Annotated in this window: 19 protein-coding genes and 1 pseudogene; 5 read left to right on the forward strand and 15 right to left on the reverse strand. The window is 67.0% G+C overall.

The window, feature by feature from the left end; genetic code table 11:
- Positions 1-2: 2 nt before the first annotated feature.
- Positions 3-950 (reverse strand): nucleoside hydrolase, encoded by a 948-nt coding sequence (locus QRO91_RS04525; RefSeq protein WP_049430000.1) that lies wholly within the window; start codon positions 948-950, stop codon positions 3-5.
- Positions 951-1,102: 152 nt separating this feature from the next.
- Here QRO91_RS04525 and QRO91_RS04530 point away from each other — a divergent pair, with 152 nt between their 5' ends.
- A complete protein-coding gene (locus QRO91_RS04530) occupies positions 1,103-1,423 on the forward strand; it encodes a hypothetical protein (RefSeq protein ID WP_049429999.1) in 321 nt (106 codons plus the stop codon).
- Between the two features lie 97 nt (positions 1,424-1,520).
- Here the strand turns inward: QRO91_RS04530 and QRO91_RS04535 are convergent, their stop codons facing one another.
- From QRO91_RS04535 to QRO91_RS04595, 13 genes and pseudogenes are all read right to left on the reverse strand, one after another.
- Positions 1,521-2,240 (reverse strand): GntR family transcriptional regulator, encoded by a 720-nt coding sequence (locus tag QRO91_RS04535; protein ID WP_049429998.1) that lies wholly within the window; start codon positions 2,238-2,240, stop codon positions 1,521-1,523.
- A 56-nt stretch (positions 2,241-2,296) separates the two neighbouring features.
- The gene (locus QRO91_RS04540; protein WP_049429997.1) at positions 2,297-3,664 is read right to left on the reverse strand and encodes an SLC13 family permease; all 1,368 of its coding nucleotides are present in this window, start codon (positions 3,662-3,664) and stop codon (positions 2,297-2,299) included.
- 104 nt (positions 3,665-3,768) lie between these two features.
- Complete coding sequence (mdcH, locus tag QRO91_RS04545) at positions 3,769-4,689, reverse strand: malonate decarboxylase subunit epsilon (RefSeq protein ID WP_049429996.1); 921 nt, start codon at positions 4,687-4,689, stop codon at positions 3,769-3,771.
- The gene (mdcB, locus tag QRO91_RS04550; protein ID WP_197619884.1) at positions 4,686-5,543 is read right to left on the reverse strand and encodes a triphosphoribosyl-dephospho-CoA synthase MdcB; all 858 of its coding nucleotides are present in this window, start codon (positions 5,541-5,543) and stop codon (positions 4,686-4,688) included. The genes mdcH and mdcB overlap by 4 nt, the downstream gene beginning before the upstream one ends.
- A complete protein-coding gene (mdcG, locus tag QRO91_RS04555) occupies positions 5,540-6,181 on the reverse strand; it encodes a malonate decarboxylase holo-[acyl-carrier-protein] synthase (RefSeq protein WP_049430052.1) in 642 nt (213 codons plus the stop codon). The genes mdcB and mdcG overlap by 4 nt, the downstream gene beginning before the upstream one ends.
- Positions 6,174-6,884, reverse strand: coding sequence for a biotin-independent malonate decarboxylase subunit gamma (gene mdcE / locus QRO91_RS04560; RefSeq protein WP_049429994.1), 711 nt, complete (start codon positions 6,882-6,884; stop codon positions 6,174-6,176). Before mdcE ends, mdcG begins: the two co-directional genes overlap by 8 nt.
- Positions 6,881-7,789, reverse strand: coding sequence for a biotin-independent malonate decarboxylase subunit beta (locus QRO91_RS04565; RefSeq protein ID WP_197619885.1), 909 nt, complete (start codon positions 7,787-7,789; stop codon positions 6,881-6,883). The genes mdcE and QRO91_RS04565 overlap by 4 nt, the downstream gene beginning before the upstream one ends.
- On the reverse strand, positions 7,786-8,106 hold the full coding sequence (gene mdcC, locus QRO91_RS04570; protein WP_049429992.1) for a malonate decarboxylase acyl carrier protein: 321 nt from the start codon (positions 8,104-8,106) through the stop codon (positions 7,786-7,788). The genes QRO91_RS04565 and mdcC overlap by 4 nt, the downstream gene beginning before the upstream one ends.
- A gap of 10 nt (positions 8,107-8,116) precedes the next feature.
- On the reverse strand, positions 8,117-9,760 hold the full coding sequence (gene mdcA / locus QRO91_RS04575) for a malonate decarboxylase subunit alpha (protein ID WP_197619886.1): 1,644 nt from the start codon (positions 9,758-9,760) through the stop codon (positions 8,117-8,119).
- A gap of 241 nt (positions 9,761-10,001) precedes the next feature.
- A complete protein-coding gene (locus tag QRO91_RS04580; RefSeq protein WP_197619887.1) occupies positions 10,002-12,194 on the reverse strand; it encodes a TonB-dependent siderophore receptor in 2,193 nt (730 codons plus the stop codon).
- A gap of 325 nt (positions 12,195-12,519) precedes the next feature.
- Positions 12,520-14,220, reverse strand: a pseudogene (mqo, locus tag QRO91_RS04585) (malate dehydrogenase (quinone)).
- Between the two features lie 194 nt (positions 14,221-14,414).
- The gene (locus tag QRO91_RS04590; RefSeq protein WP_049429988.1) at positions 14,415-14,861 is read right to left on the reverse strand and encodes a GNAT family N-acetyltransferase; all 447 of its coding nucleotides are present in this window, start codon (positions 14,859-14,861) and stop codon (positions 14,415-14,417) included.
- Positions 14,862-15,032: 171 nt separating this feature from the next.
- Positions 15,033-15,938 (reverse strand): LysR family transcriptional regulator ArgP, encoded by a 906-nt coding sequence (locus tag QRO91_RS04595; RefSeq protein ID WP_005412604.1) that lies wholly within the window; start codon positions 15,936-15,938, stop codon positions 15,033-15,035.
- Positions 15,939-16,075: 137 nt separating this feature from the next.
- Between QRO91_RS04595 and QRO91_RS04600 the strand changes: the two genes are divergently transcribed.
- Together QRO91_RS04600 and QRO91_RS04605 are read left to right on the forward strand one after the other, a co-directional pair.
- Entirely contained in the window at positions 16,076-16,711 is a 636-nt protein-coding gene (locus QRO91_RS04600) for a LysE/ArgO family amino acid transporter (RefSeq protein ID WP_005408523.1), read from the forward strand.
- Between the two features lie 166 nt (positions 16,712-16,877).
- Positions 16,878-18,845 carry a S9 family peptidase gene (locus tag QRO91_RS04605; RefSeq protein WP_197619889.1) on the forward strand — a complete coding sequence of 656 codons (1,968 nt, stop codon included), beginning with the start codon at positions 16,878-16,880 and terminating at the stop codon, positions 18,843-18,845.
- A 51-nt stretch (positions 18,846-18,896) separates the two neighbouring features.
- Here the strand turns inward: QRO91_RS04605 and QRO91_RS04610 are convergent, their stop codons facing one another.
- Positions 18,897-20,651, reverse strand: coding sequence for a peptide MFS transporter (locus tag QRO91_RS04610; protein ID WP_197619890.1), 1,755 nt, complete (start codon positions 20,649-20,651; stop codon positions 18,897-18,899).
- Between the two features lie 254 nt (positions 20,652-20,905).
- On the opposite strand from QRO91_RS04610, the gene QRO91_RS04615 reads away from it, so the two are divergent.
- Together QRO91_RS04615 and QRO91_RS04620 are read left to right on the forward strand one after the other, a co-directional pair.
- Positions 20,906-22,870 carry an OPT family oligopeptide transporter gene (locus QRO91_RS04615; protein WP_100443783.1) on the forward strand — a complete coding sequence of 655 codons (1,965 nt, stop codon included), beginning with the start codon at positions 20,906-20,908 and terminating at the stop codon, positions 22,868-22,870.
- Between the two features lie 233 nt (positions 22,871-23,103).
- Entirely contained in the window at positions 23,104-25,182 is a 2,079-nt protein-coding gene (locus QRO91_RS04620) for a S9 family peptidase (protein ID WP_197619892.1), read from the forward strand.
- Positions 25,183-25,419 lie beyond the last annotated feature (237 nt).

Consider the following 25,419-nt stretch of genomic DNA (forward strand, 5'->3'; position numbering starts at 1 on the left):
GATCAGACCTTCAGGGTCTGCTCGATGTCGGCCAGTACCGCGGCCGCATCCACGCCGATGGCGACGGACTGCAGCACGTGGCCATCCCACACGCTGGGGCCGAAGCCCATGCCTTCCGGCTTCGGAATGGTCATGCCACGGGCAACGCCGTCGGTGGCCACGCGCACGCTGGCACGTTCGAACTGGAACAGCTCCGGGCGGGTCAGCGCGATGCAGGCGCAGCAGTCGTGCACGACCATGCCCTTGTGGCCAGCCTGCAGGTAGAAGTCCACGTAGTCCTGCGACAGCGCACGCACCAGCTCGGCGTCGGTACCGCCGAGGGCGGCCAGCTTGTCCAGGCCGTCGCGGTCCATTTCCACGCGGGTGGTCACGTCCAGGCCGATCGCGGTGACCGGCCAATCGGTGGTGAACACCACATCGGCCGCTTCGGCATCGCCCCAGATGTTGGCCTCGGCGGCCGGGGTGATGTTGCCGTTGACGTGGAAGGCGCCGCCCATGATCACCACGCCACGTACAAGCCCGGCGATGTCCGGCGCCTGCTGCAGGGCCAGGGCCAGGTTGGTCATGCGGCCCACGGCGACCAGGGTCACTTCGCCCGGATGGGCGCGGACCAGGTCGATGATCAGCTGCGCGGCGGAGCGCGCATCAGCGGCCACGTCCAGGCTGGCCGGCACCGGGTGGTTGCCCAGGCCGTTGTGGCCGTGGATGTGCACCGGCCAGGCTTCCGGGGTGGCTTCCGGCTGCAGCGGGCCTGCGGCGCCGCGTGCGACCGGGGCGGCAAAGCCCCAGGCCTGCTTCAGGTACAGCGCGTTGTGCGTGGTCGACTCCACCGAGGCGTTGCCGAAGGTGGTGGTGACGCCGATCAGGTCGATCTGCGGGTGCTTGTGCAGGTACAGCAGGGCCAGGGCGTCGTCGACGCCCGGGTCGGTATCGAAAATGACTTTCAGCATGTTGTTGTTCTTCTTCTTCCGTGTGGTGCGGGGGGCGCCGGCGGCCCGGAGACAGGCCGGCGCGCCCTACATTGTCCCATCTTCATGACAGGCAGGGCCAATGCCGGCGCGGCGGGCCATAATGCCCCCAGGTCCTGGCACGGAACTGCCGCATGCTGATCGTTGCCCTTCTGCTGGTCCTGCTGGTGCTGGGCCTGAACGTGGTAGCCACCGTGGTCATCATCAGGCGCGACGGGCTTTCGGCGGGCGGCCGGACGGTGCAGCTGTTGCTGGTCTGGTTGTTGCCGCTGGTGGGCGCAATCCTGTGCATGGCGGTAGCCACCGCCGATGGCTCGGGAAGCCGCGGGGAGGGGGGCGCAAGCTACGACAGCTCCGGTGGGTATTCCGGTGACAACTACAGCCATCACAGCCACGGCAGCTCCGACTGCAGCAGTGATGGGGGGAGTAGTGACAGCGGCAGCTGCGGCGATTGAAGCCCGGCGCCCGGCTGTAGCGCCGAACCATGCTCGGCGGCTTCTACCGCTCGCGTCGGGTGCCAGCCGAGCATGGCTCGGCTCTACAGAAGCCTGCTCAGCCGCCGCCCTCGGTCGGCAACGGCGCTGGCACGTTCAACAGGCCTCCCGCGGCCACATAGGCGGCCAGCGCCTGGCCCTGGCTGAGCAGGTGGCGCTCCATGGTGCGTTCGGCCGCGGCGGCATCGCGCTTGCGGAAGCATTCCATCAGTTCGCGGTGCTCGGCCAGCGACTGCGCGGTACGGCCCGGGGTCAGCAACTGGCGGCCACGGTGCATCTTCAGGATGCGGTGCAGGTCGTGGGTGATGCGGATCAGCCACGGGTTGCCGGCATAGTGCTGCACGGTTTCGTGGATGAGGTAGTTGTTGCGGTAGTACTCGGCGATATTGCCCTCGGCCGCAGCCGTTTCCATCGCCGAATGCAGGTCTTCCAGCCGCTGTACCCCAGCATGATCGATATGCCTGACCGCTTCATGCGCGCAGCGGCCTTCCAGCATCGCCATCACCGGGAACAGCTGGTTGAGATCTTCCAGCGTAAGCCGGGTGACCCGCGCGCCACGACCGGCATCGATCTGCACCAGGCCTTCGGCGGCCAGCAGCTTCAGCGCTTCGCGCAGCGGCGTGCGGCTGATGCCCAGTTCCTCGCACAGCGCGGGCTCGTCAATCCACTCGCCCGGCGGCAGCCGGTAATCGTAGATGTGCTCGCGCACGTGTTCGGCCACCTCTTCATACAAAGGGGCGCGCTTCTTCGGGGACCGTGGAGCAGGGGCAATGGCCATGCGCAGAGTGTAACGCCAGGTCGCGCCGGCCAGCGGCCGGCACGACCGGGTAGCGGCTACATCCAGCCCGGTACCACGAACACCAGCCAGGCCAGCAGCGGCCCCAGCGCGACCACCAGCCCGCTGTAGACCAGGAAACGACGGAACAGGGTTTCGCGCTCTTCCTTCGCTGCCGATGCCACCACCAGGGCGCCATTGGTCGAGAACGGGCTGACATCGACGATGGTGGACGACACTGCCAGTGCACAGATCACGCCGGCCGCGCTGAGGTGGCCCTGCATCAGGAACGGCACCGCCAACGGAATCGTGGCGCCCAGTACTGCGGCCGATGAAGCGAATGCAGAGACGATGCCGCCGACGTAGCAGACCAGCAGCGCACCGAGCAGCGGGATTCCGATGTCGGACACGCCGTTGCCGATGAAATCCACCGCGCCGGCATGTTCCAGCACGCCGATGTAGGTCACCACGCCGCAGATCAGCAGCACGGTGGACCAGCTGATGCCATCGACCGCGCCCTTCTGGCTCTGCGGTGACAGCAGCGCCAGCGCCACCGCCACGGTGATCGAGACCAGGCCAACGTTGAGGTTGTAGATCAGCGCAGCAACGCCCAGGCCCAGCAGGCCGATCAAGGTGAACAGCCGCTCGCGGGTCAGGTTCACTGCATCCAGCGCCGCCGGATCATTGGACAGGGTGCCCCCGCCAGCGGCAACCAGCGCGCCGTGGCCTTCGATGGCGAACTGGCGTGACGATGCCTGCGGGCCGCCGACCATTGCCAGTTCGGCAGTGCCGATCGTTCCGGCCGCGGTGATCGAGCCACGCCGCAGCAGGGCAATACCGCCGAACGCGAAGAAGCAGATCGTGGCCATCATGAAGTTGAAGCCCAGGCTGCTCAGGAACACCGCCATCTCAGTCACTTCCAGCCCGGCTTTCTGCACCACGCCGTTGGTGATGCTGCCGTACACGCTGATCGGCGAGAAGCCGCCGGCCTGCGCACCGTGGATCACCAGCAGGCCCATCATCAGCGGGTTGATGTTGTATTGCTTGGCAAAGCGCAGCGCGACCGGCCCGATGATCGCCACCGCGGCGGGACCGAGTGCGCCGAAGGCAGTGAGGACCGCGGTGATGACGAACATCACCCACGGAATGGCCACGATATGGCCACGTACCGCTTTCACCGCCCAGTGCACCAGCAGGTCGATGGTGCCGTTCTTCTGCGCGATGGCGAACAGGTAGGTGATACCGACCAGGGTCAGGAACAGATCGCCGGGGAATCCGGCCAGGACCTCCTTGCCCCCCATGTCGACCCACAGCCCGCCGATGATGAAGGCCAGCGCGAAGGCGACAGCACCCATGTTGATCGGCATCGCGGTGGCGACGATGAACATGATCACCAGGCCGATGATCGTTGCGATTTGTGGACTCATGCGCCCTCCCAGACACGTGACTCACTTACAGCGCGGATGGAGACCCGCCATCCCGGGGTAAGGCGACGTACTGCGTGTTGCGTGATACGTACTGCTCGAACCCGTTACTGCAGCCGTTCCAGCGCGCTGCGGACCCATGCCGCGGCGCCGTCCAGGCTCTGGAACTCTTCCACCGCGCGCACTTCACAGCACGGATAGTCGGACGCGACCATGCGCGCCAATGCGTTGCCCGGGCCCAGCTGCAGGAACACCCGCGCGCCGCGCTCGAAGGCCTGGCGCATCACCTGCGCCCATTCGATGGTCTGGGCCAGCTGTGCCGACAGGGTGTGCACCGCTGCGGCGCGATCACGTACCGGTCGTGCATCGATACCGGCCAGCAGCGGCAGGCGCGGGGCCTGCAGCGCGGAGGCATCAAGGGCCGCAGCGAACGGTGCGACCGCCGCTGCCAGCAGCGGTGTGTGCGCCGGAACGTGCACCGGCAGCGGGCGGATGTCCGCCCCCTGTGCACGCGCTGCATCGGCAAGGCCCTGCAGCGAGGCGGGCCTGCCGCCGACGATGAAATGATCCTGGCCGTTGGCGATGGCCACGTATGCGCCCTGCGCATCGCAGAGTGCCTGCAGGCTGCGGCGGTCCAGGCCGAGCACCGCCTGCAGGCCTGCATCGGCGGGACTGGCGCTATCCATCAACTGCGCGCGCCGAGCTGCGAGGGCCAGGCAGGTGGCGGCATCAACGCTGCTGGCGATCGCATGCGCGGCCAGTTCACCGATGCTGTAGCCGGCCACCAGCACCGGTGCTGGCACCGCCTCGCGAAGTCCCAGCCAGTGCGCGAGGCTGGCTGCACACAGCAGGGGCTGCGCGAGTGCATTGTCGAAGCGCGATTCGTCAGCGGCCGCCGCGAACACGTCGCGTCCAAGCAGTGTGCTGGCAGCCTCAAGTACGTTGCTCGCGGCAGGCAGCTCGCGCACGCGCTCGAACATCGCGGCGTGCTGCGCGCCTTGTCCGGGGCAGAGCAGGGCAAGGCTCATACGCCCTCCTGTTGCAGCAGGAACCAGCTGCAGGCCAGCAGATCAGCACTGCCACCGGGGCTCAGGCGGCGTGCGACGAAGCGCTCACCGATGCCGTGAAGGCGTGCCTGCCAACCGACTGCGAAGGCACCGCCGCTTTCCAGAAAGCCACGTGCCTCCTGCTGGGCCCAGTGCAGGCCTTCGGCGCCGCCACGGTGCAGCAGGTTGAGGTCATCGATCTGCGCGACCAGCTGCATCAGGGTCTGGCATAGCGCCGCATCGTGCGTCAGGCCTTCCTCCAGTGCATGACGCAGCGTGGGCATCGCCAGCTCGCGCAGCACCGGGTAGCCGGCCGCCGCCTGCTCGCGTACGCCCGGCACGCGGTGGCGCATACGTGCCCGCTGGCCCGGGCTGCTGGCATCCAGTGGTGCGCTGGCGAAGTCGGCTGCCCAGTGCGGCACGGCCAGGCACACCTGTGCAGCCGAACCCGCATGGCCGTGCAGTTGGCGGTAGCGTGCCGATGCAGCGACCAGCAGGCCCAGGCTGAAGATTGCACCACGATGGGTATTGATGCCGCCGGTGGCCCGCAGCATCGCGGCCTCGGCGGCCAGCCCATGCATGCGCAGGACCGCGAAGGGCGCATCGTCGACGCCAGCATGGGCGATCGCGGTGAAGTAGTGGCGCAGGGCAAACAGGCTGCGCAGGAAGGTGCCGGCGTCCATGTCGTCATGGCTGCCGGTATCAAAGGGGGTGACCAGCCCAGGCTTGGGTGTGCAGGCCAGTTCGGCGTGCAGGCTGGCGATGGCCAGGCGGCCCAGTCGCGCGCTGTCCACGCGGGGGCGACAGGGCCGCTCGGCGTGGACGACGGCGTTCATGCGGCCACCCCGTTGGCGATGAACAAGCGATCGCGGGCTTCCAGCGCAGCACCATCCACACGCTTGACCAGTACCTCGCGGCTGCATCCGGCGTACTCGCGCCAGTTCACCGCGCCACCGTCGGCCAGGCACAGCTCGCCATCGACGCGGCGCGCGTGCGTGCGTTCCCAGTCCTGCAGGCGCTCGACCAGGGCATCGGCCTGGCCTGCGGCCCTTATCTGCCACAACAGATCGATGTCCGAGCGCGGATGCACATACGGCAAACCGCTCAGATGCTGCCAGGCGAATGCACCGAACACGCGTGCCGGTGCCAGCCGCTGCATCGCCTGCAGTGCGCTTCGCCAGTCGTCGGGTACGCCGCTGGCAACGACCTCGTCCAGCGCGGGCGGTGGCTGCAGTCGACGTGCCTCGTGCGGAGCCACGCGCAGCGCCAGCCGCAGCTTGCCCTCGCTCGGCGGCAGCGGCACCCCCAGGCGCAGGCGCGGGTCGGGGTCATCCGCGGCGCGGCGCGCCACCATTGCAGGCAGGCCCTGCGCGAACCACGCCGCCAGGCGGGGTTCCTGCGCAGCCACGTCGGCGCGCCAGTCGGCGTGGGCCGACAACCAGGCCAGGGTGTGGCGGGCGGGCTGCTCAGGCATCGCCGCGGGCCACCGCATCGGCAACATCCGCCGCCAGTGCACGACCGCCGCGCTGTGCAGCCAGCGCGGCGCGCGCATCGCCGTCGCTGGGTGTGCGCAGCGCCTGCAGCAGGTGCTGCGCACGATCGCCATCCCACAGCGATTCCACCGCACCCATCGCCACGTAGTTGGCCACACCCGGTGCGAACACCGGTGAGCTCTGGCTGAGCGCCTGCAGTTTTTCCAGCGGCTGCTTGGTCACTCGCGCCATCGCACGTATGTCCATCACGCGTACCTGTGCATCGGGCAGGGCATGGATGTGGTCGGCCATCAGGCCGAAGGACAGGAATCCGCCGCTTACCGATTCGCCGTACACCAGGGTGACCAGGCGCGCGCCACGGCGGCGGGCCAGGTCGAGGGTTTGAGCCAGGTGCGCGAAGTAGCCATTGATGCCCAGCAGTTCATCGCGACGGGCCAGGCGCTGGCCGGCGGTGTCGACCAGCATCACGATCGGCCGTTGCGGGTGGGTGGCGGTGCTGGCCAGCACGGTCCCGGCCAGCGCCAGCGCGTGGTCGACGCCGACCTCGATGCGGTCGGTGGTGCCGATCACGGTCACCTCGCCATCCTCGGTGGTGGCCGTGCCGGTCAGTACCGAGTCGTGGATGTCGATGTGGTGGCCGCGCGGGAAGAGTGCATCGAGCAGGGACTGCAGCGGTGCGCTCATGGCAGCCTCCGGTCGGCGGTGGCGGCAAGGAAGGCGTCGGTGTCCAGTAGAGGCAGTCGTTCGGGCTCGGCGATGCCCTGCCAGGCCCAGATTTCCAGCCCATCACGGCAATCGCCCCAGGCCTGCACGCGGGCTTTCAATGCCGCATGGCGTTCCTGCAGCGCGGCCAGTGCAGCCTCGGTATCGGTGCTGGCGGCATCGGGCTGCAGCGCATCGCCTGCGGCCTGTGCGAAGGCTTCGATGGCGTCGGGTACCAGCACCTGCGCCTGGTCGATCAAATAGCGGTGCTTGCCACCGGTCACGCGCCAGACCAGCGCGCGGTCACGCGAGTCGAATTCCTCCACGCCGCGTACGGTCTCGATCACTTCCGGCCCGGACAGCGACAGCCGGCCTTCCTCGGACATGATCACCGTGGTGCAGCAGCGGGCGACGATGCCCATGCCGCCGAATGCGCCGTTGCCGCTGCCGATCAGCGCGACGACCGGTACGCCGGCCGCGCGTGCGCCAAAGGTCGCACGCATGATTTCGGAGATCGCGATCAGCCCGGCATTGGCTTCATGCAGGCGCACGCCACCGGTATCGAGCAGCAGCAGCACGCCATCGGGGCGGGTTTCCGCCGCGCGACGCAGCAATCCGGTCAGCTTGGCACCGTGTACTTCGCCCACGCCACCGCCCATGAACTGCCCCTGCTGCGCGGCCAGCAGTACGCGCTTGCCGCGCAGCGTGGCTTCGCCCACCACGACGCCATCGTCGAACGCGGCCGGCTGGTCCAGCTGGGCCAGGTGCGGGCTCATCGTCCTCCGCGCCGGGCCAAGGAATTCGCGGAACGAACCGGCGTCGACCAGTCCGGCGATGCGCTCGCGCGCATCGGCTTCGTAATAGCTGTGGCGCTGTACGTGGCTCATGGCGTGCCCCCGGCCAGCAGGGTTTCTACGGCCTGGTCCAGGCGCAGGCTGACTACCGCCGGGGTCGCACCGGCATCGTTGATGGATACGCGCACGTCGCGCAGCGGATGGCGCTGGGCGAAATCGGCGATCACCGCCTGCCAGATGGTGCCGAAGCCCTGCGCGGCGGTGATGATGCGCACGGTCATTGCGCCGTCCAGATCATCCGGTTCCAGCAGGATTTCCAGGTTGCCCGAGGCCAGCACGCCCACCAGCACCGCATCGCGCGGGAAGTGCACAGCGGTGCGGCCGTCGAATCGATAGTCGAGGGTTTCCATGCTCTTTCCCTTACCAGTTGCGGAAGCGCTTGGGCGGGTCGTACAGGCCGCCGGACCAGCGCACCAGGTCCTTCACCGAGCGCGCGGCCAGCAGGTCGCGGCTGGCATCGCGCGGCGAAATGCCCAGATCTTCCGGGCGGCGGATCACGCCACGGTCGCGCAGGTTTTCCACCATCGCGCGGTCGCGGCCAAGGCCGATGGCGGTGTAGCCGGATACGCCGCGGATCGCCTGTTCGCGTTCTTCCGGCGTGCGGCACAGCAGCAGGTTGGCGATGCCTTCCTCGGTCAGTACGTGGCTGACGTCGTCGCCGTAGATCATTACCGGCGGCAGCGGCATCTGTGCGCGCTCGGCCAGTTCCCAGGCGTCAAGACGTTCAACGAAGGCCGGTGCCATGTGCTCGCGGAAGGTTTCCACCATCTGCACCACCAGCTTGCGCCCGCGCGGCATTTCGCCAGGGCGGGCGGCCTGCTGGCCGGCCTTGGTCCAGGCATCGCTGGCGTGGCGGCGACCGCGTGCATCCGAGCCCATGTTCGGCGCGCCGCCAAAGCCGGCGATGCGGTCGCGGGTGGCGGTGGAGCTGTTGCCCTGCAGGTCGATCTGCAGGGTGGAGCCGATGAACATGTCGCAGGCGTACAGGCCGGCAGTCTGCGAGAACGCGCGGTTGGAACGCATCGAGCCATCGGCGCCGGTGAAGAACACATCGCCACGGGCAGCGATGTACTTCTCCATGCCCAGTTCCGAACCGAACGAGTGCACCGACTTCACGAACCCGGATTCAATGGCCGGAATCAGCGCCGGATGCGGGTTCAGTGCCCAGTGCTGGCAGATTTTTCCCTTCAGGCCGAGTGACTCGGCGTAGGTGGGCAGCAGCAGTTCGATCGCGGCGGTGTCGAAGCCGATGCCATGGTTCAGGCGGTTCACGCCGTACTCGGCGTAGATGCCCTTGATCGCCATCATCGCCATCAACACCTGGATCTCGGAAATCTGCGCCGGATCGCGGGTGAACAACGGCTCGATATGGTTCGGCTTCGGTGCCTGCACCACGAAGTTGACCCAGTCGGCGGGTATATCGACGCGGGGCAGGGTGTCGACGATCTCGTTGACCTGGGCGATGACGATGCCGCCCCGGAACGCAGTGGCTTCGACGATCACCGGGGTGTCCTCGGTGTTCGGGCCGGTGTAGAGGTTGCCGTGGCGGTCGGCGGCCTGCGCCGCCACCAGGGCCACGCGCGGGGTCAGGTCGATGAAGTACCGGCCGAACAGCTCCAGGTAGGTGTGGATGGCGCCGATCTGGATGCGCCCTTCGGCCACCAGGTTGGCCAGCCGCACCGACTGCGGACCGGAGAAGGAGAAATCGAGCCTGGAGGCGACGCCGCGCTCGAACACATCCAGGTGCGAGGGCAGCGACAGCACCGACTGCACCATGTGCAGGTCGTGCACCCGTGCCGGGTCGAGGCCGGCCAGCACCTGGGCCAGGAAGTCGGCCTGCTTCTGGTTGTTGCCCTCCAGACAGACCTTGTCACCCGGCTCCAGCAGCGCGTGCAGCAGTTCGCGCACGTCGTCGGCCGCGACCTGGTGCCCGCGCGCCCACGGCGCGGCGCGCTCCAGGCGCGACTGGCGACTGCGCTCCAACGTATCCCAGCTCGGGTTCATCGACCGGCGTCCGATTGGCGTTGTAATAATTACGGCATAATTACGACGTGGGGTGCAACTCGCAGTGCAGCAAAAGGAAGGGCCCGCGCGGAGGCGGGCCCTTTCGTGTTGCCTGGGGTCAGAGCCCTTTTCTGCGGAAAGGGATCCGACCCCGGGGCGCATCTACCGTGTCGACCAAGGTCGACACCTACCGGCGGCAGCGCGGATCTGCGGCCGGTAGTTCGGCCGCCTCGCAGCTGCCTCAGAACGTCCAGCGCAGGCTGGCCGACACGAATCGCGGCTCGCCGAAGTTGTTGTAGTCCAGGTTGGCCCAGTAGGTCTTGTCCAGCGCATTGCGCACGCTCAGCGTCGCCGTCCAGTTGTCGCTGATGCGGTAGTTGGCGTTGAACTGCACCAGCGAGTACGCCGGCTGGTTGACCGTGACCGTGCCGCCCAGCGGGTAGGCGATGTTGTAGCCCTGTACCTTGCTCTGCCACTGCACGCCGCCACCGATGCTCAGCCGTTCCAGCGCGCCGCGCAGCTGCAGCTGCGTGTTGAGCTGCAGCAGATCCTTGGGCGGGTTGGCGTACAGCAGATCGGTGGCGGCGCGGGTCACTTTGACGTGGGTGTAGCCGGCGTTGACCGTCCAGCCCGGCAGGATCTCGCCGTTGACGTCCATCTCCCAGCCGCGCGCCTTGGTGCCGTTGACGCCGATGTAGGCCGAGGTGCCATCGCTCAGCGAGCCTTCCGGCACGCCCATGTCACGCACCGCGTAGTTGTCCTGCTTGGCTTCGAACACGGCGGCATTGGCGGTCAGGCGGCCATCGAACCACTGCGTCTTGATGCCCGCCTCCAGGTTCGAGCCCTGTACCGGTGCCAGCAGGTTCTCGTTGCGGTCCTTGTAGTTCTGCGGATTGAAGATCTCGGTGTAGCTGGCGTAGGCCGACACGTTGGGGGTGATGTCGTAGACCAGGCCCACGTACGGAGTGACTTCATCGCTCACCTTGTAGGCGCCGCTGGTGCCGGTATACGCGCCTGCCGCGTTGTAGGAGCGGCTGAGGGTTTCCCAGCGGCTCAGCCGCGCACCGGCAATCAGCGACAGCGGATCGGCCAGGCGCAGGCGGGTGGCCAGGTAGACGCCACTCTGCGTGGTCTTGGCGACGCGACGTGCGCCGGTGCGACGGTAGGTCACTTCGGAGATGTCGCCGTTCCAGCTGTACACATTGGGGATGTAGTAGCAGCGTTCGCTGCCACAGCGCGCCCAGTCGGTCGGGTAGTTCAGCGCCAGGGTGTTGGTGGTGCCTTCCAGGTCCGACCACTGTGCACCGAGGGTCACGTCGTGATCACGGCCGAACAGATCGAAACTGCCGGCCAGGTAGGCATCGACATTACGGCGGGTGTCCTTGGAATCACCGGCGGCCGCGCGCAGGAAGATGCCCGAGCCGGTCACCGGGTCCGGGTTGCCGGTGCCGTACAGGCGCACGTTCTGTACGTTGCCACGGGTGTAGGCGGTGTTGATCTTCAGCAGCCAGTTGTCACCGAAGCGCTGTTCGAGGTTGGCGAACGCGGTGTTGCTCTCGCGCTTCCAGTAGCTCCACTTCGGCGACAGGTTGGTCGAACGCGGCAGGTGGGCGAAGTTGCCCTGGTTGTCGAAGAACGGCACGGTGCCCCAGGTCGAGCCGGTCGGGTTGTTGTCCTGGCTCTGGTAACCGAGGGTGATCGTCGTGCTGTCGGTGACGTCGCCCTCCAGCACCGCCATGCCGGCCATCTTGTTCTCGTCGTAGCGGTCGTAATACAGGCCACGATCGGTATAGGCGGCGACCACGCGGCTGCGGAAACGGCCGTCATCGGTCAGCGGTGCGGTCACGTCCGCCTCCATGCGCCGATAGTCCCAGCTGCCGGCGCTGACCGCGAACGAGGCATCGAACTCCTTGCCCGGGCGCTTGCGCAGCAGGTTCACCGTGGCCGACGGCACGCCGGCGCCACTGAGCAGGCCGTTGGCGCCGCGGATCACTTCGATGCGGTCGTAGAAGGCGGTGTCGTATTCCTGGTTGGTCGAACCGCTGTAGGTCGGGATGCCGTCGACCTGGAAGTCAGTGATGGCGAAGCCGCGTGCGTAGTACAGCGGGCGCTGGGTGTCATAGAAGGACACGCTGACGCCGGTGACGTTGCGCATCACGTCGTTGATGCTGAACAGCGATTCGTCCTGCAGGCGCTTCAGGCTGATCGCAGTGGCCGACTGCGGGGTTTCCTGCAGCGTGATCGGCAGGCGGGTGGTGCTGGATGGCGGAGCGGACTGCTCGGCATGGACGCTGACCCGGTCCAGGGTCTTGGCATCGGCGGCGCCATCGGCCGCAGCGAACGCACTGGGTGCGGCCAGCAGGGACAGCGACGAAAGCAGGGCAGCCGGCAGCAGCGCGCGGCGGGGCAGGCGGTTGGGCAGGGTCGGAAACATGGTGGGCTCGAAGCTCGGAAGCGGGGGAAGGGCGGCAACAGTCGTCAAGCACCCGGGGCGGCGGCTTCGGGCACATCAGGTCCATCTGGGAGGGGCGCGGTCACTGCGCAGGGTGCCAATGTAAATGCTTCTTAACAACATTACAATTCGCGTTATTGTGCGCAGGGTTCCCGGCGCGGGGCATCGCTTTCTGTAGAGCCGAGCCATGCTCGGCTGCTTTTTGCCGGAGCCGAGCATGGGCTCGGCTCTACAGGCGGTGGCCCGCCCAAACGCAAACGGCCACCCGAAGGTGGCCGTCCGTCTGCATCTCAAGGAACGCGCAGGCTTACAGTGCCTGCAGTTCCTCATTGGCGTTGCGCTTTTCCTTGGCCGGCGTCGGAACCGGGGCCGGAACTGCGGCCGGTGCAGGCGCTGCCGCGTTGCCATCCACCGGTACTTCAAGGTAGGGCAGGTGCAGGGTCTGGCTGGTCAGTGTGCGGATCTCGTTCACCAGCGCCGCGCTGTCGTTGAGCTTGCGCCCGTACGACGGCACGATCTCGCGCAGGCGGGTCTCCCAGCCGGCCTTCATCTGGTCCGGGAAGGCCTTGGCCATCAGGTCCAGCATGATCGGCGGCGAGGTCGACGCACCCGGCGAAGCGCCGAGCAGGGCGGCGAGGGTGTGGTCCTTGTCGGTCACGATCTCGGTACCGAACTGCAGCACCGCGCCCTTCAGCGGGTCACGCTTGATGATCTGCACGCGCTGGCCGGCGGTGACCAGCTTCCAGTCGCCCGGCTTGGCGTTGGGGAAGTACTTGACCAGCTCGGCCTGGCGATCGGCATCGTTCAGGCGCGCCTGGCCCATCAGGTACTGCACCAGGTCCAGGTTGTCCTTGCCCACTTCCAGCATCGGGCCGACGTTGTTGTGGGTGACCGACGAGTACAGGTCCCACCACGAGCCGTGCTTGAGGAACTTGGTGCTGTACAGCGCGAACGGCCCGAACAGGACCACCGGCTTGCCATCCAGCTTGCGCGCATCCAGGTGCGGCACCGACATCGGCGGCGAACCGGTTTCGGCCATGCCGTAGGCCTTCACGCCGTGGCGCGAAGTCACGTCCTGGCCCTGGAAGGCGAGGAACTGGCCACCGACCGGGAAGCCGGCGTAGTCCTTCGATTCCGGGATGCCCGACATCTGCAGCAGCTTCAGCGCGGCGCCACCGGCACCGATGAACACGAAGCGGGCGTGGGTCGTGGACTCGGTGCCGGCCTTGAGGTCCTTCACCGTTACGTTCCAGCTCTTGTCGGCGTTCTGCCGCAGCGCGCTCACTTCATGGTTCAGGTGCAGGCTGAAGTTCGGGCTGCGCTGCAGGCCGGTGGTCAGCTGGCGGGTGATCACACCGAAGTTGACGTCGGTGCCGAGCGGCATCCAGGTCGCGGCAACCTTCTACTTCGGGTCACGGCCTTCCATCAGCAGCGGGGCCCACTGCTTGATCTGCGCCGGATCTTCCGAGTACTGCATGCCGTAGAACAGCGGATTCTTCACCAGGGCCTGCTGGCGCTTGTGCAGGTAGGCGATGTTGTCATCGCCCCAGACGAAGCTCATGTGCGGGGTCGGGTTGATGAAGTCGCTGGGCTGGCTCAGCCGGCCTTGCTTGACCTGGTGCGACCAGAACTGGCGCGAGACCTCGAACGATTCGGCGATGCCGACCGCGCGCTTGGTCTCGATGCTGCCGTCGGGCAGTTCCGGGGTGTAGTTCAGTTCGGCGAACGCCGAGTGGCCGGTGCCGGCGTTGTTCCAGCCATCGGAGCTTTCACCGGCGACGCCGTCGAGGCGTTCGTAGACCTGGATGTTCCAGTCCGGCTGCAGTTCCTGCAGGTAGGTGGCCAGGGTGATGCTCATGATGCCGGCGCCGACCAGCACAACGTCGACGGGCTTGTCGTTGCTGGCGGCGGGCACCGAGCGCTGGGTCAGCGGCCAGTACAGGAACAGCGCGGCGGCCAGCAACAGCAGCACGAGCAGGGCGAGAAGAGCCTTGCCAAATTTCTTCATGGGGGCGGGATCGTTGGCGGAGGGGAGGAGTTCAGGATGCGCATGCAGCAGGGAAAGGGCGTGAAGAAACAACGCCTTGCAGCATCCAGACGCGATTCTAACCGGTTCCGGTCCTTTTTTGATGCAACGCAGCATCCGGCGCTTCGCGCCATCCTCACCCGGTAGCGCCGGGCGATGCCTGGCGGCGCCGTCAATCAAACCAACTCAAGAATCTCGTCACCGGCCTCGTCGATGTCTCCGGTCGGACGCCAGCCCAGGCGCCGATAGAAGCCGTGCGAGCGCGATCGCGGGTCGGCCGAGCAGGCCAGGAACAGGCGCCGGTGGCCGGCGTCGCGGGTCAGGCTGACCACCTCCTGCAGCAGCTGGCGGCCGATGCCACGGCCTTCGTAATCCGGCAGCAGGGCCAGCACCAGCACTTCACCGCTGTCGCGGTCGGCGAAGCAGTAGCCGGCCATGCGCTCGCCGTCCCAGGCGATGCGGCCGATGAAATCGCCACCGGAGATGCCTTCGGCCCATGTCTGCGCGGTGATGCCCAGCTCCGCCAGCTGCAAGGCACTGAAGGCGTTTTCGCGGGTACGCCCACGCAGGTCGATGCAGGCGGCAGCGTCTTCAGGGCGCGCATCGCGGACGAATACAGGCATGCAGGGCTTCCTTGCAGTGATCGGCCGGCCAGTATCCGCATCACGCATGGACCTGGTGTGTAGGGCGCATGGAGATTGGATGGAGAAAAAGGGGACGGAGGGGATTAAGTCGTTTAAGGCCCAAACGTCATACAGGGCAAAGACGAATTAATCCCCTCCGTCCCCTTTTTCTCAGCGCTTGCGCCGGATCAGCGCGGAGGACGCGTCCAGCACCGCGCGGGTCAGCAGCGCCATGGTCTGCACGTCGCCTTTCCAGTGCTGCCAGTACAGCGGTACGTCTTCCCACGCGCGCTGGCGCACATAGACCAGGCGTCCAGCATCCAGGTGCCGCTTGACCAGCGGCAGGGGGTTCATGGTCCAACCCATGCCGCCCAGGTTGGCCTGCACGAAAGCGCGGGTGGACGGGATCCACCAGGTCGGCGCGGTGCTGGGCAGATCGTCGCCGGCCATGCGCCGGGCAAAGCGCGACTGCATGTCGTCCTTGCGGTTGAACACCAGCACCGGGGCCTGTGCCAACGCCTGCGCGGTCACGCCCTTGGCGAAGTGGCGCTCGCGGAACTCGGGCGTACAGGTCGCTGCGTAGCGGATGCTGCCCAGCGCGTGGATCTGGCAACCCTGCACCGGCTCGTCCAGCGTCGTCACCGCGCCCAGCACCGTGCCCTGGCGCAGCAGTTCGACGGTGTGGTCCTGGTCCTCCACGCGCAGGTCCAGGGTGGTGCCGGTGGTCTGCGCGAACTGGTAGGCCGCCTGCGGGAACCAGGTTTCCAGGCTGTCGTGGTTCACCGCCACCGGGATGCTGGCCTGTGGCAGATCCTCGTCGGCCAGGCCCATCCGGTGCAGTGCATCATGCTCGAGCAGGGCGGTCTGCTCGGCCAGCTGCACCAGCAGCTGCCCCTCCGCGGTGGCGGTGGCCGGGGTGCCGCGCTTGACCAGCAGCCGGCCGATCCGATCTTCCAGCGCTTTGACCCGCTGCGAGATGGCCGAGGGCGTGACATTCAGCGACTGCGCGGCGCGGTCGAAGCTGCCTTCGCGGATCACCGCGGCCAGGGCGCGCAGCTGGGCATGATCGATACGCATCGAATTAAGCTCCGCTAATGTTGGTTTAGAAAGTTTAGCTCGTCTTTTTCATGTTGCGGCGCGACAATGGCGCTCGTTCCGGTGCTGTCCGCCTTCGCGAGGCACCGTCCCCCAAGCAAGTAAAGGCAGTGAATCCCATGTTCTCGGTCATCTCCGCCAGCACCGGCCTCGGTGCCTGGTTCTCTGGTGCAGCTACCGGCATCGGCCTGTTCGCCGTGGTCGGGGCCCAGAGCGCCTTCATCCTGCGCCAGGGCATCCTGCGCAAGCACATCGTGCCGGTGGTTGCCACCTGTGCGGCCATCGATGCGATCTTCATCTTCGCCAGCGTGGCCGGCCTGCGCACGCTCACCTCGGCACTGCCGTGGCTGACCACCGCCGTGCTGTGGACGGGTGTCGCGTTCCTGGCCTGGTACGCAATGAAGTCGGCACGCCGTGCGATCGCCGGTGGCGGCGGCATGGGCGAGGCCGACAGCGACGACGGCAGCCGCCGCGCGGTGCTGATGGCCGCGGTCGGTTTCTCGCTGATCAACCCGCACTTCTGGCTGGACATGATGGTGATCGGTTCGATCGCCGAGAACTTCGGCAATGCCCGCATGGCCTTCGCTGCCGGCGTGGTCACCGCCAGCTGCCTGTGGCTGACCGCGCAGGGCCTGGGCGCGCGCCTGCTGGCGCCGCTGTTCACCAAGCCCAGCACCTGGCGCGTGCTCGACGGCACCATCGCGGTGATCCTCAGCATCCTGGCCCTCACGTTGGCGGTGCGCGGGGTCCATTGACCTGGCGCACGCCCCCCGAACCCACGTCCTGACTCTCTCTCCAAGGTAGTGGTAACGACGGCACCGGCAACGGTGCCGTCGTTTTTTGTGCGCCACTGGCGGGCCGGGCACCGGCCTGCCTAGAATCGGCCAGCCGGGACAAGGGGTCCAGGCAGGGGAGAGAAGGATGCACAAGCGCTGGCTGGCCGCCCTCATCGTGGCGGGATTGTGGTGTGGAACCGCTGCTGCGATCGATCTGGGCGCCTATGTGCGGGCGGACAAGTTCGGCGATGTCGTGCTGTCTCCCGGGGGCGACTATCTGGCCGCGACCGTGCCTGCGGACGGCTTCACCGCTGTGATCATCCTTCGTACGGACGACAACACGCCGGTGGGCAACCTGCGCCCACCCCTCAATTCGCATGTCTTCAACATGCACTGGGTCAACAACGATCAGGTGATGTTCGGTCTGGCGCAGAAGTTCGGCACCCGCGATGCGCCCTGGGCCACCGGCGAACTGCTGACACTCGATGCGCGCACCGGGCGACCGGAACTACTGGTGGGCTACCGCGATCTTGGCCTGCGCGTGCGGCCCAAGTACCGGACGTCGGCTGCGGCGTTCCTCAGTGACGCCCTGCCCGGCGATGATGCCCACGTGGTCATCGCGGTAGGCGGATCGCGGCTGGATGCCAATGGCTATGCGGCCCAGCTGGAACTGGCAAGCGGCAAGCAGCGGCTGCTGGCCCGCGCGCCGATGCCGGGTGCCTCCTATGTGGTGGATGCCCGAGGCGACGTGCGTTTCGTCCAGGGCGCCGGTACCGATAATGTCCATCGGCTCTACCACCGCAACGGTGGTGACTGGGTGCTGGTCAATGATGAGAAACGCAGCGGCCGCGCCGAGGCGGCGCTGGGCTTTTCCGCCGACGGCCAGTTGGCCTACCTGCTCAGTGAGCAGGCCAGCGGCCCCGATGCCATCGTCAGCTGGAACCCGGCCACGCAGGAGCGCAAGGTCGTGCTGCGCGACGAGGTCGTCGATCCAGCGCGACTGATCCGCCGCCCGGGCAGCACCGTGCCGGTCGGCGCACTGTTCCAGGGAAACACACCGCATACCCGGTTCTTCGACGAAAGCTCGGACGAGGCGCGCCTGTACCGCAGCCTGGAAGCAGCCTTCCCCGGCCGTGCAGTGTTCATCACTTCCAGTACCCGCGACGGTCGCCGCCTGCTGGTGGAAACCGGGTCCGGTTCCAATCCGGGCGAGTTCTACCTGTACGACCGCGACCGCAACCAGGCGCGCTTCCTGATGGCGCGCAGCGAATGGATTGACCCGGAGACCACTGCGTCGGTGCGGCCGGTCCTGCTGAAGGCGCGCGATGGGTTGGAGCTCCATGGATTCCTGACAGTCCCGCATGGCAGTACCGGCCGTGACCTGCCGATGGTGGTGGTGCCGCATGGTGGGCCGATCGGGATATTCGACAACGGCAGTTTCGATCACGAGAACCAGTTGCTGGCCGCTGCCGGCTACGCCGTGCTGCAGATCAATTTCCGCGGCTCGGGCAACTATGGCCGTGCCCACAGCCGGGCAGCACTGAAACAGTGGGGTGGCGCGATGCAGGACGACGTGACCGACGCGACGCGATGGGCAATCAGCGAAGGCATTGCCGATCCCCGGCGCATCTGCATCTACGGTGCCAGCTACGGGGCCTACTCGGCGATGATGGGTGCTGCCCGCGAGCCAGGGCTGTACCGGTGCGCGGCCGGCTATGTGGGCGTCTACGACCTGCCGCTGATGTTCACCGGCGGCGATATCCAGGGCCGGAACTCCGGGATGAGCTACCTGCGCGAGTGGCTGGGTGATCCAGCCACGTTGGGCGCGGTCTCGCCGGTCAACCTGGCCGGTCAGATCAAGGTTCCAGTGTTCCTGGCGGCCGGTGGTCAAGACAAGCGCGCCCCGATCCAGCATACCGAGCGCATGGAAGCGGCGCTCAAGCGTGCCGGTACGCCGGTGGAAAGCCTGTACTACAAGACCGAAGGGCACGGCTTCTATACCGAAGTCCATCGCAGCGAGTACTACGGCAAGCTGCTGGCGTTCCTGTCACGCAGCCTGGGTGGCAAGACCGCCACGACTGCGGCTGCGGACAGCAAGGGCAAGGCGCCATGACGCAAAGGGCGGCCGATGGTTCATCCGCCGCCGCGGGTCCTGTGCGTGGGGTTACTTCACCCCGTGCATCATCTTCTTCAGCAACGGCGCGGCGATGAAAGCCGCCAGCGCGCAGCCGAGGCCGACCCACATCAGCAGCCAGAACAGGTGCGCGTAGGCACCAGCCGCGGCCACCATGTCCAGCGATTCGCCTTCCGGTACCTCGATCGCAGCCAGCTTGCCGAACAATGCGGCCAGCGTTTCCGAGAACGCGGTGGCCAGGAACCAGGTGCCCATCATCAGGCTCATCACCCGCGGCACCGCAAGCTGGGTCACCGCGGACAGGCCAACCGGCGACAGGCACATCTCACCGCTGGCCAGCAGGAAGTAGGCCAGCACCAGCCACCACACGCTGGCCATCTCGCCGGTGGCGCCGACCTGCTGTGCGGCCAGTGCCAGCGGGACGAATGAAAGCGCGCCGATCACCAGGCCCCAGGCCGACTTCACCGGCTTGCCCGGCTCCCAGCCGCGGCGGTCCATCCAGGTCCACAGTGCAGCGAAGGCCGGTGCCAGCAGCACCAGGAACAGGCCGCCGAGATAGGTGAGCGAGCCGGCGGTCTGCGGAATCACCAGACAGTCGCGCACCAGCAGCACCAGCATCAGTACGACGATGGCGGCAAAGAAGGTGCGCGGCGCCGACGACCCCGGACGGCGCTCGGACAACCGCGCGCTGACCACGAAACCGAGCGGTGCCAGCAGCAGCGAGATGATCGACCACGGCAGCGGCGTGCCGCCGGTGATCACCAGCGAGGGCACGATGTCCTTAGTCAGCAGGCGGTCGGTGAAGGTCACCCACGAGCCGTAGGACTGCTCGTACATCGTGAAGAACACCAGCGCCATGAAGATCAGTACCATCAGCGCGATCATCTGCTGGCGCTGCACCGGCGTGCACTTCGCGCCGGTGAACCAGGCGAACCAGACAAGCACGCCGCCCAGCACCACCAGCATCAGCATCAGCGCCAGGCTGATTTCACCGCCGAGCGCGAACGCGCCATTGCCAGCCGCCCACATCAGCCACGCCACCGGCAGCACACCGAGCACCGCGCACAGATAAATGAGCCATTCGCGCGGCAGGCCCAGCACCTTCTGCTTCAGCGCGGCCGGCTGTGGCGGTTCGGCGTGGCCCTGCAGGTATTTCTGTCCCCACAGGAACATCGCCAGGCCGGCCAGCATGCCGATGCCGGCGGCGCCGAAACCGTATTTCCAGCCGTAGGCTTCGCCGAGGAAGCCGCACACCAACGACGAGAACAGCGCGCCCAGGTTGATGCCGGCGTAGAACAACGAGAAACCCGAATCGCGGCGCGGATCGTCCTTGGCGTAGAGCTTGCCGACGATGGTGGAGATGTTCGGCTTCAGGAAGCCCACGCCCATGATGATCAGTGCCAGCGACAGGTAGGTCACCGCCAGCGCCGAGGTGTCGCGCACCACCTCACCGTTGACCCGGTACGCCGCGTGGCCCTCGAAGGCCATGCCGAGGTGGCCGAGCACCAGCAGGATGCCGCCGAACAGCACCGCCCGGCGCATGCCCAGCCAGCGGTCGGCCAGCATGCCGCCGAATACCGGGATGCAGTACACCAGGCCACCGTAGGCGCCCAGGAGATCCAGGCCGGCCTTGTCGCCGAACAGGTGGTATTTGGTGAGGTAAAGCAGCAGCAGCGCCTTCATCCCGTAGAAGGAGAAGCGCTCCCACATTTCGGTGAAGAAGCAGACGTAGACGCCCTTGGGATGGCCCAGGAAGTCGTCGGAGGCGGTAGCGGCAACGGTCATCGACGGCGGGGACAGCGGAAAGGGCGCGATTATAGAAGGGGATGGGCCGCATCACGGCGCTTATGACAAATGCGACTTGATCCCCCCGTCCCCTTTTTGCGGCAGGCGTTGCCTGGCCTTGCCGGATCGGCCGGTTGGCCTTGCCGAGCGGGTCGGGGAGGGCGTTGGGCCATGTCCTGCGGTGACCATGCGCACTGGACTTGCCGCCCCCTGAACGCTAGCGTGATCGGGATTTTTTGCCAGCAGGGGCTTCCATGAACCACGACGCTGCGCCCAAGCAGCTCACCTTCCGCGCAGTGGCCCTGGCCATCGTGCTGGCGGTGGTGCTGTCGGCCGCAAACGCCTACCTCGGTCTGTTCGCAGGCCTGACCATCGCCACCGCCATTCCCGCCGCGGTGATTTCCATGGGCGTGCTGCGCCTGCTGGGCGGTGGCTCCATCCTTGAAAACAACATCGTGCAGACCGGTGCCTCGGCCGGCTCGTCGATCGCCGCGGGTGTGATCTTTACGATTCCGGCGCTGGTGATCATGGGCTACTGGCCGGACTTCAAGTACTGGTGGGTGCTGGGCATCGCCGGCCTGGGCGGCCTGCTGGGCGTGCTGTTCTCGGTGCCTCTGCGCCGTTCGATGATCGTCGAAGACCCGCTGCCGTTCCCGGAAGGCAAGGCCGCGGCCGAAGTGCTCAAGGCCGGTGAGAACCCGGGCCCGGGCCTGAAGATCCTCGGCCTGTCGGCGGTGATCGGTGCGTTCGTGAAGCTGGCCGCGGAAAGCGGCATGCGCCTGATCCCGGACGCCTGGGCCACCTCGGCCTATGTCGGCAGCTCCAAGGTCACCGCCTTCATCGGCACCAACCTGTCGCCGGCGCTGCTGGGCGTGGGCTACATCGTCGGCCTCAACGTCGGCATCGTGGTGGTGTCCGGCTCGATCCTGACCTGGCACATCGCCATCCCGATCTACCAGGCGTTCTTCATGAACACCGATCCGGCATTGGCCGCGTCGGTTGCCGCAGCGTCCTCCACCGAAGCCGCGTTCGCCATCTGGGGCGCGAAGATGCGTTACCTGGGCGTTGGCGCCATGCTGATCGGTGGCATCTGGACCCTGATCTCGCTGCGCAAGTCGCTGCTGAACGGCGTCAAGAGTGGCTTCGCCGCTGCCCGCAAGAGCGGTGGCCCGGTGCTGGCGCACACCGAGCGCGACCTGCCGATGAAGTGGATGCTGGTCGCCCTGGTGGCCTTCGTGCTGCCGCTGCTGGCCCTGTACCAGGCCATCGTCGGCCAGTGGCACGTGTCGATCCCGATGACCCTCATCATGATCGTCGCCGGCTTCCTGTTCGTGTCGGTCTCGGCCTACCTGGCCGGCCTGATCGGTTCGTCCAACAACCCGGTTTCGGGCATCACCATCTCCACCATCCTGTTCGCCTCGGCCGTGCTGGTCGTGCTGCTCGGTGCCGATGGCCTGAAGCCGGTCGGTGCCGGCGGTGCGCCGCTGGGTGCGGTGGCCGCGATCATGATCGGTGCGGTGGTGTGCTGCGCCGCCGCGGTCGGCGGTGACAACCTGCAGGACCTCAAGGCCGGCTACATCGTCGGTGCCACCCCGTGGAAGCAGCAGCTGATGCTGGGCATCGGTGCGTTCTCGTGCGCGCTGATCATGGCCCCGGTGCTGAACCTGCTGGCCACCGCCTACGGCATCGGCGTGAAGTCCGAGCTGCATCCGAACGCGCTGGCTGCGCCGCAGGCCAACCTGATGGCCTCGGTGGCCAAGGGCCTGTTCGGTGGCGAACTGCCGTGGACCTTCATCGGCATCGGTGCCGTGGTCGGCGCCGCCATCATCGCCTTCGACAGCTGGCTGAAGGCGCGCAACGCCCGCTTCCGCGTGCCGGTGCTGGCCGCCGCCATCGGTATCTACCTGCCGCTGGAGCTGATGGTGCCGATCTTCCTTGGTGGCCTGATCGCCTACCTGGTCGAGCGCTTCCACAAGGTGCGTGCCGATGACGAGGAAGGCCGCGACCGCGTGCACAAGCCAGGCGTGCTGTTCGCCGCCGGCCTGATCACCGGCGAGGCGCTGATGGGCATCGCCATCGCGATTCCGATCGTGGTCAGCAGCCGCGCCGACGTGCTGGCCGTGCCGTTCCACCTGCCGGGCGCACAGTGGATCGGCCTGGCCGTGCTGTTCCTGGTCGGCTGGCTGATCTACCGCACCGGCAAGCGCGCAGTCGCGTAAGCAATGCGGTCGGATCCCTTCCTGCAGGAAGGGCTCTGACCCCGCGCTGACAGCGTTTTGGGGTCAGAGCCGATTCCGCCGGAATCGGATCCGACCCCGGTGTCCCCGCAAACCCCGCCCCGGCGGGGTTTGCTGTTTCTGGCGGCTGCCCGCCCGCAGCCATGACCGATGGCCTTGGCAGCCCCGGCCGCACGGGCCTAACATCGGTTTTTTGCCGTCCTGCGGAGACTCCGATGAAACTGCGTCATGCCCTGCTGCCACTGAGCCTGCTGGCCGCCCTTCCCAGCGTTGCCGCTGCCCGTGGCCTGGAAGTCCGCGACATGGTGGCGATGGACCGCGTCTCCGCGCCGGTGCTGACCGCGGACGGTGGCATCGTGGTGTTCGCCAAGCGCAGCGTGGACGCCAACCTGAAGGCCTCCACCGCGCTGTTCGCGCGCAACCTGCGTACCCGCGACGCGGCACCGCCGAAGCAGATCACCCCGGCCGGCTGGAACGTCAATTCCGCCTCGCTGTCTGCTGATGGCCAGACCGTGTACTTCCTCAGCGCGAAGAACGGCAGCCAGCAGCTGTACGCCCAGCCGCTCAGCGGTGGCACCCCGCGCCAGCTGACCGATTTCGCGGTCGACGTGGACAGCTACCACGTGTCGCCACAGGACGACCGCGTGCTGTTCAGCGCCGGCGTGTTCCAGGCCTGCGCCTCGGACCTGGCCTGCACCGAGAAGAAGCTGAAGGATGTGGCCGGCGCCAAGGCCAGCGGCAAGGTCTTCGATTCGCTGTTCGTGCGCCACTGGGATACCTGGAACGACGGCCGCCGCAACACCCTGTTCGTGGCGCCGCTGCCGGTCGCCAAGGCCGGTCCGGTCAAGGGCGCTTCGGCGCTGAGCGCCACCATCGATGGTGATGCGCCGTCCAAGCCGTTCGGTGGCAATGACGATTTCGCTTGGTCGCCGGATGGCGCCAGCGTGGTGGCCAGCATCCGCGTGGCCGGCAAGCAGGAACCGTGGTCGACCAATTTCGATCTGTACCGCTTCGACGCTGCCGGCAAGCAGGCGCCGGTCAACCTGACCGCGTCCAATCCCGCCTGGGATGCCGGCCCGGTGTTCAGTGCGGACGGCAAGACCCTGTTCTACCGTGCGATGAAGCGCCCGGGCTTCGAGGCCGACCGCTTCGGCCTGATGGCGATGGACCTGGCCAGCGGCAAGACCCGCGAGATCGCCCCGCAGTGGGATCGTTCGGCCGGTGGCATCGCCCTGTCCGCCGACGGCGCCAGCATCTACACCACCGCCGATGACCTTGGCGAGCACCCGCTGTTCCAGATCGACGTGGCCAGCGGCAAGGCCACCAGGCTGATCGGCGACGGCAGCGTGACCTCGGTCGACGTGGCCGGCACCAGCGTGGCCATCACCCGCAACAGCCTGAAGAGCAACGACCAGGTGCTGGTCGGCCTGCTCCCGGCCGCGGGCCAGCCGATCGGCGAGCTGCGCGCGCTGACCCCAGCCGCTGGCGACGTACTGAAGGACGTGTCCTTCGGCGACTACGAGCAGTTCGAGTTCAAGGGCTGGAACAACGACACCGTGCACGGCTACGTGGTCAAGCCGCACAACTACCAGGAAGGCAAGTCCTACCCGGTCGCATTCCTGATCCACGGCGGTCCGCAGGGCAGTTTCGGCAACGGCTGGAGCTATCGCTGGAACCCGCAGACCTACGCGGGCCAGGGCTACGCGGTGGTGATGATCGACTTCCACGGTTCCACTGGCTACGGCCAGGCCTTCACCGATGCGATCAGCCAGCACTGGGGCGACCGCCCGCTGGAAGACCTGCAGAAGGGCTGGGACGCGGCGCTGAAGAAGTATTCCTTCCTCAACGGTGAAAAGGCCTGTGCGCTGGGCGCCAGCTACGGCGGCTTCATGGTCAACTGGATCGCCGGCAACTGGAACAGCCCGTTCAAGTGCCTGGTCAACCATGACGGCGTGTTCGACCAGCGCATGATGGGTTACGCCACCGAAGAACTGTGGTTCACCGAGTGGGAGCAGGGCGGTACGCCGTACCAGAAGGCGGCGAACTATGAGAAGTTCAACCCGGTCAACCACGTGGCCGACTGGAAGAAGCCGATCCTGGTGATCCACGGCCAGCAGGACTTCCGCATTCCGGTCGAGCAGGGCCTGGCTGCGTTCACCGCTGCCCAGCGCCAGGGCATCGAATCGAAGTTCCTGTACTTCCCGGATGAGAACCACTGGGTGCTGAAGCCGAACAACAGCATCCTGTGGCACGACACCGTCAATGCCTGGCTGAAGCAGCACATCGGCGAATAAGCCGGTCCAGCGCCGCCCCCCGGGGCGGGGCTCTGCTTTTTTTTTATGCGCCCGCGCTCACGGGGGGCGGTGTTGGCTGTTAAGCCCCCAACAACCCCCCCACCCGCCGGGGGTGAAAATAGGCACACCCCCTACTAATACTAAGAAAAAAAAAAAAAAACAACTCTTATTTTTTTTTATACCCCCCCCCCCCCCCGCGGGGTGGACCCCCCCCCCAGCGATAGGGCTGTGGCATAC

Origin of the sequence: Stenotrophomonas maltophilia group sp. Smal32 (assembly GCF_030237085.1) — a bacterium.
Lineage (GTDB): Bacteria > Pseudomonadota > Gammaproteobacteria > Xanthomonadales > Xanthomonadaceae > Stenotrophomonas > Stenotrophomonas maltophilia_Q.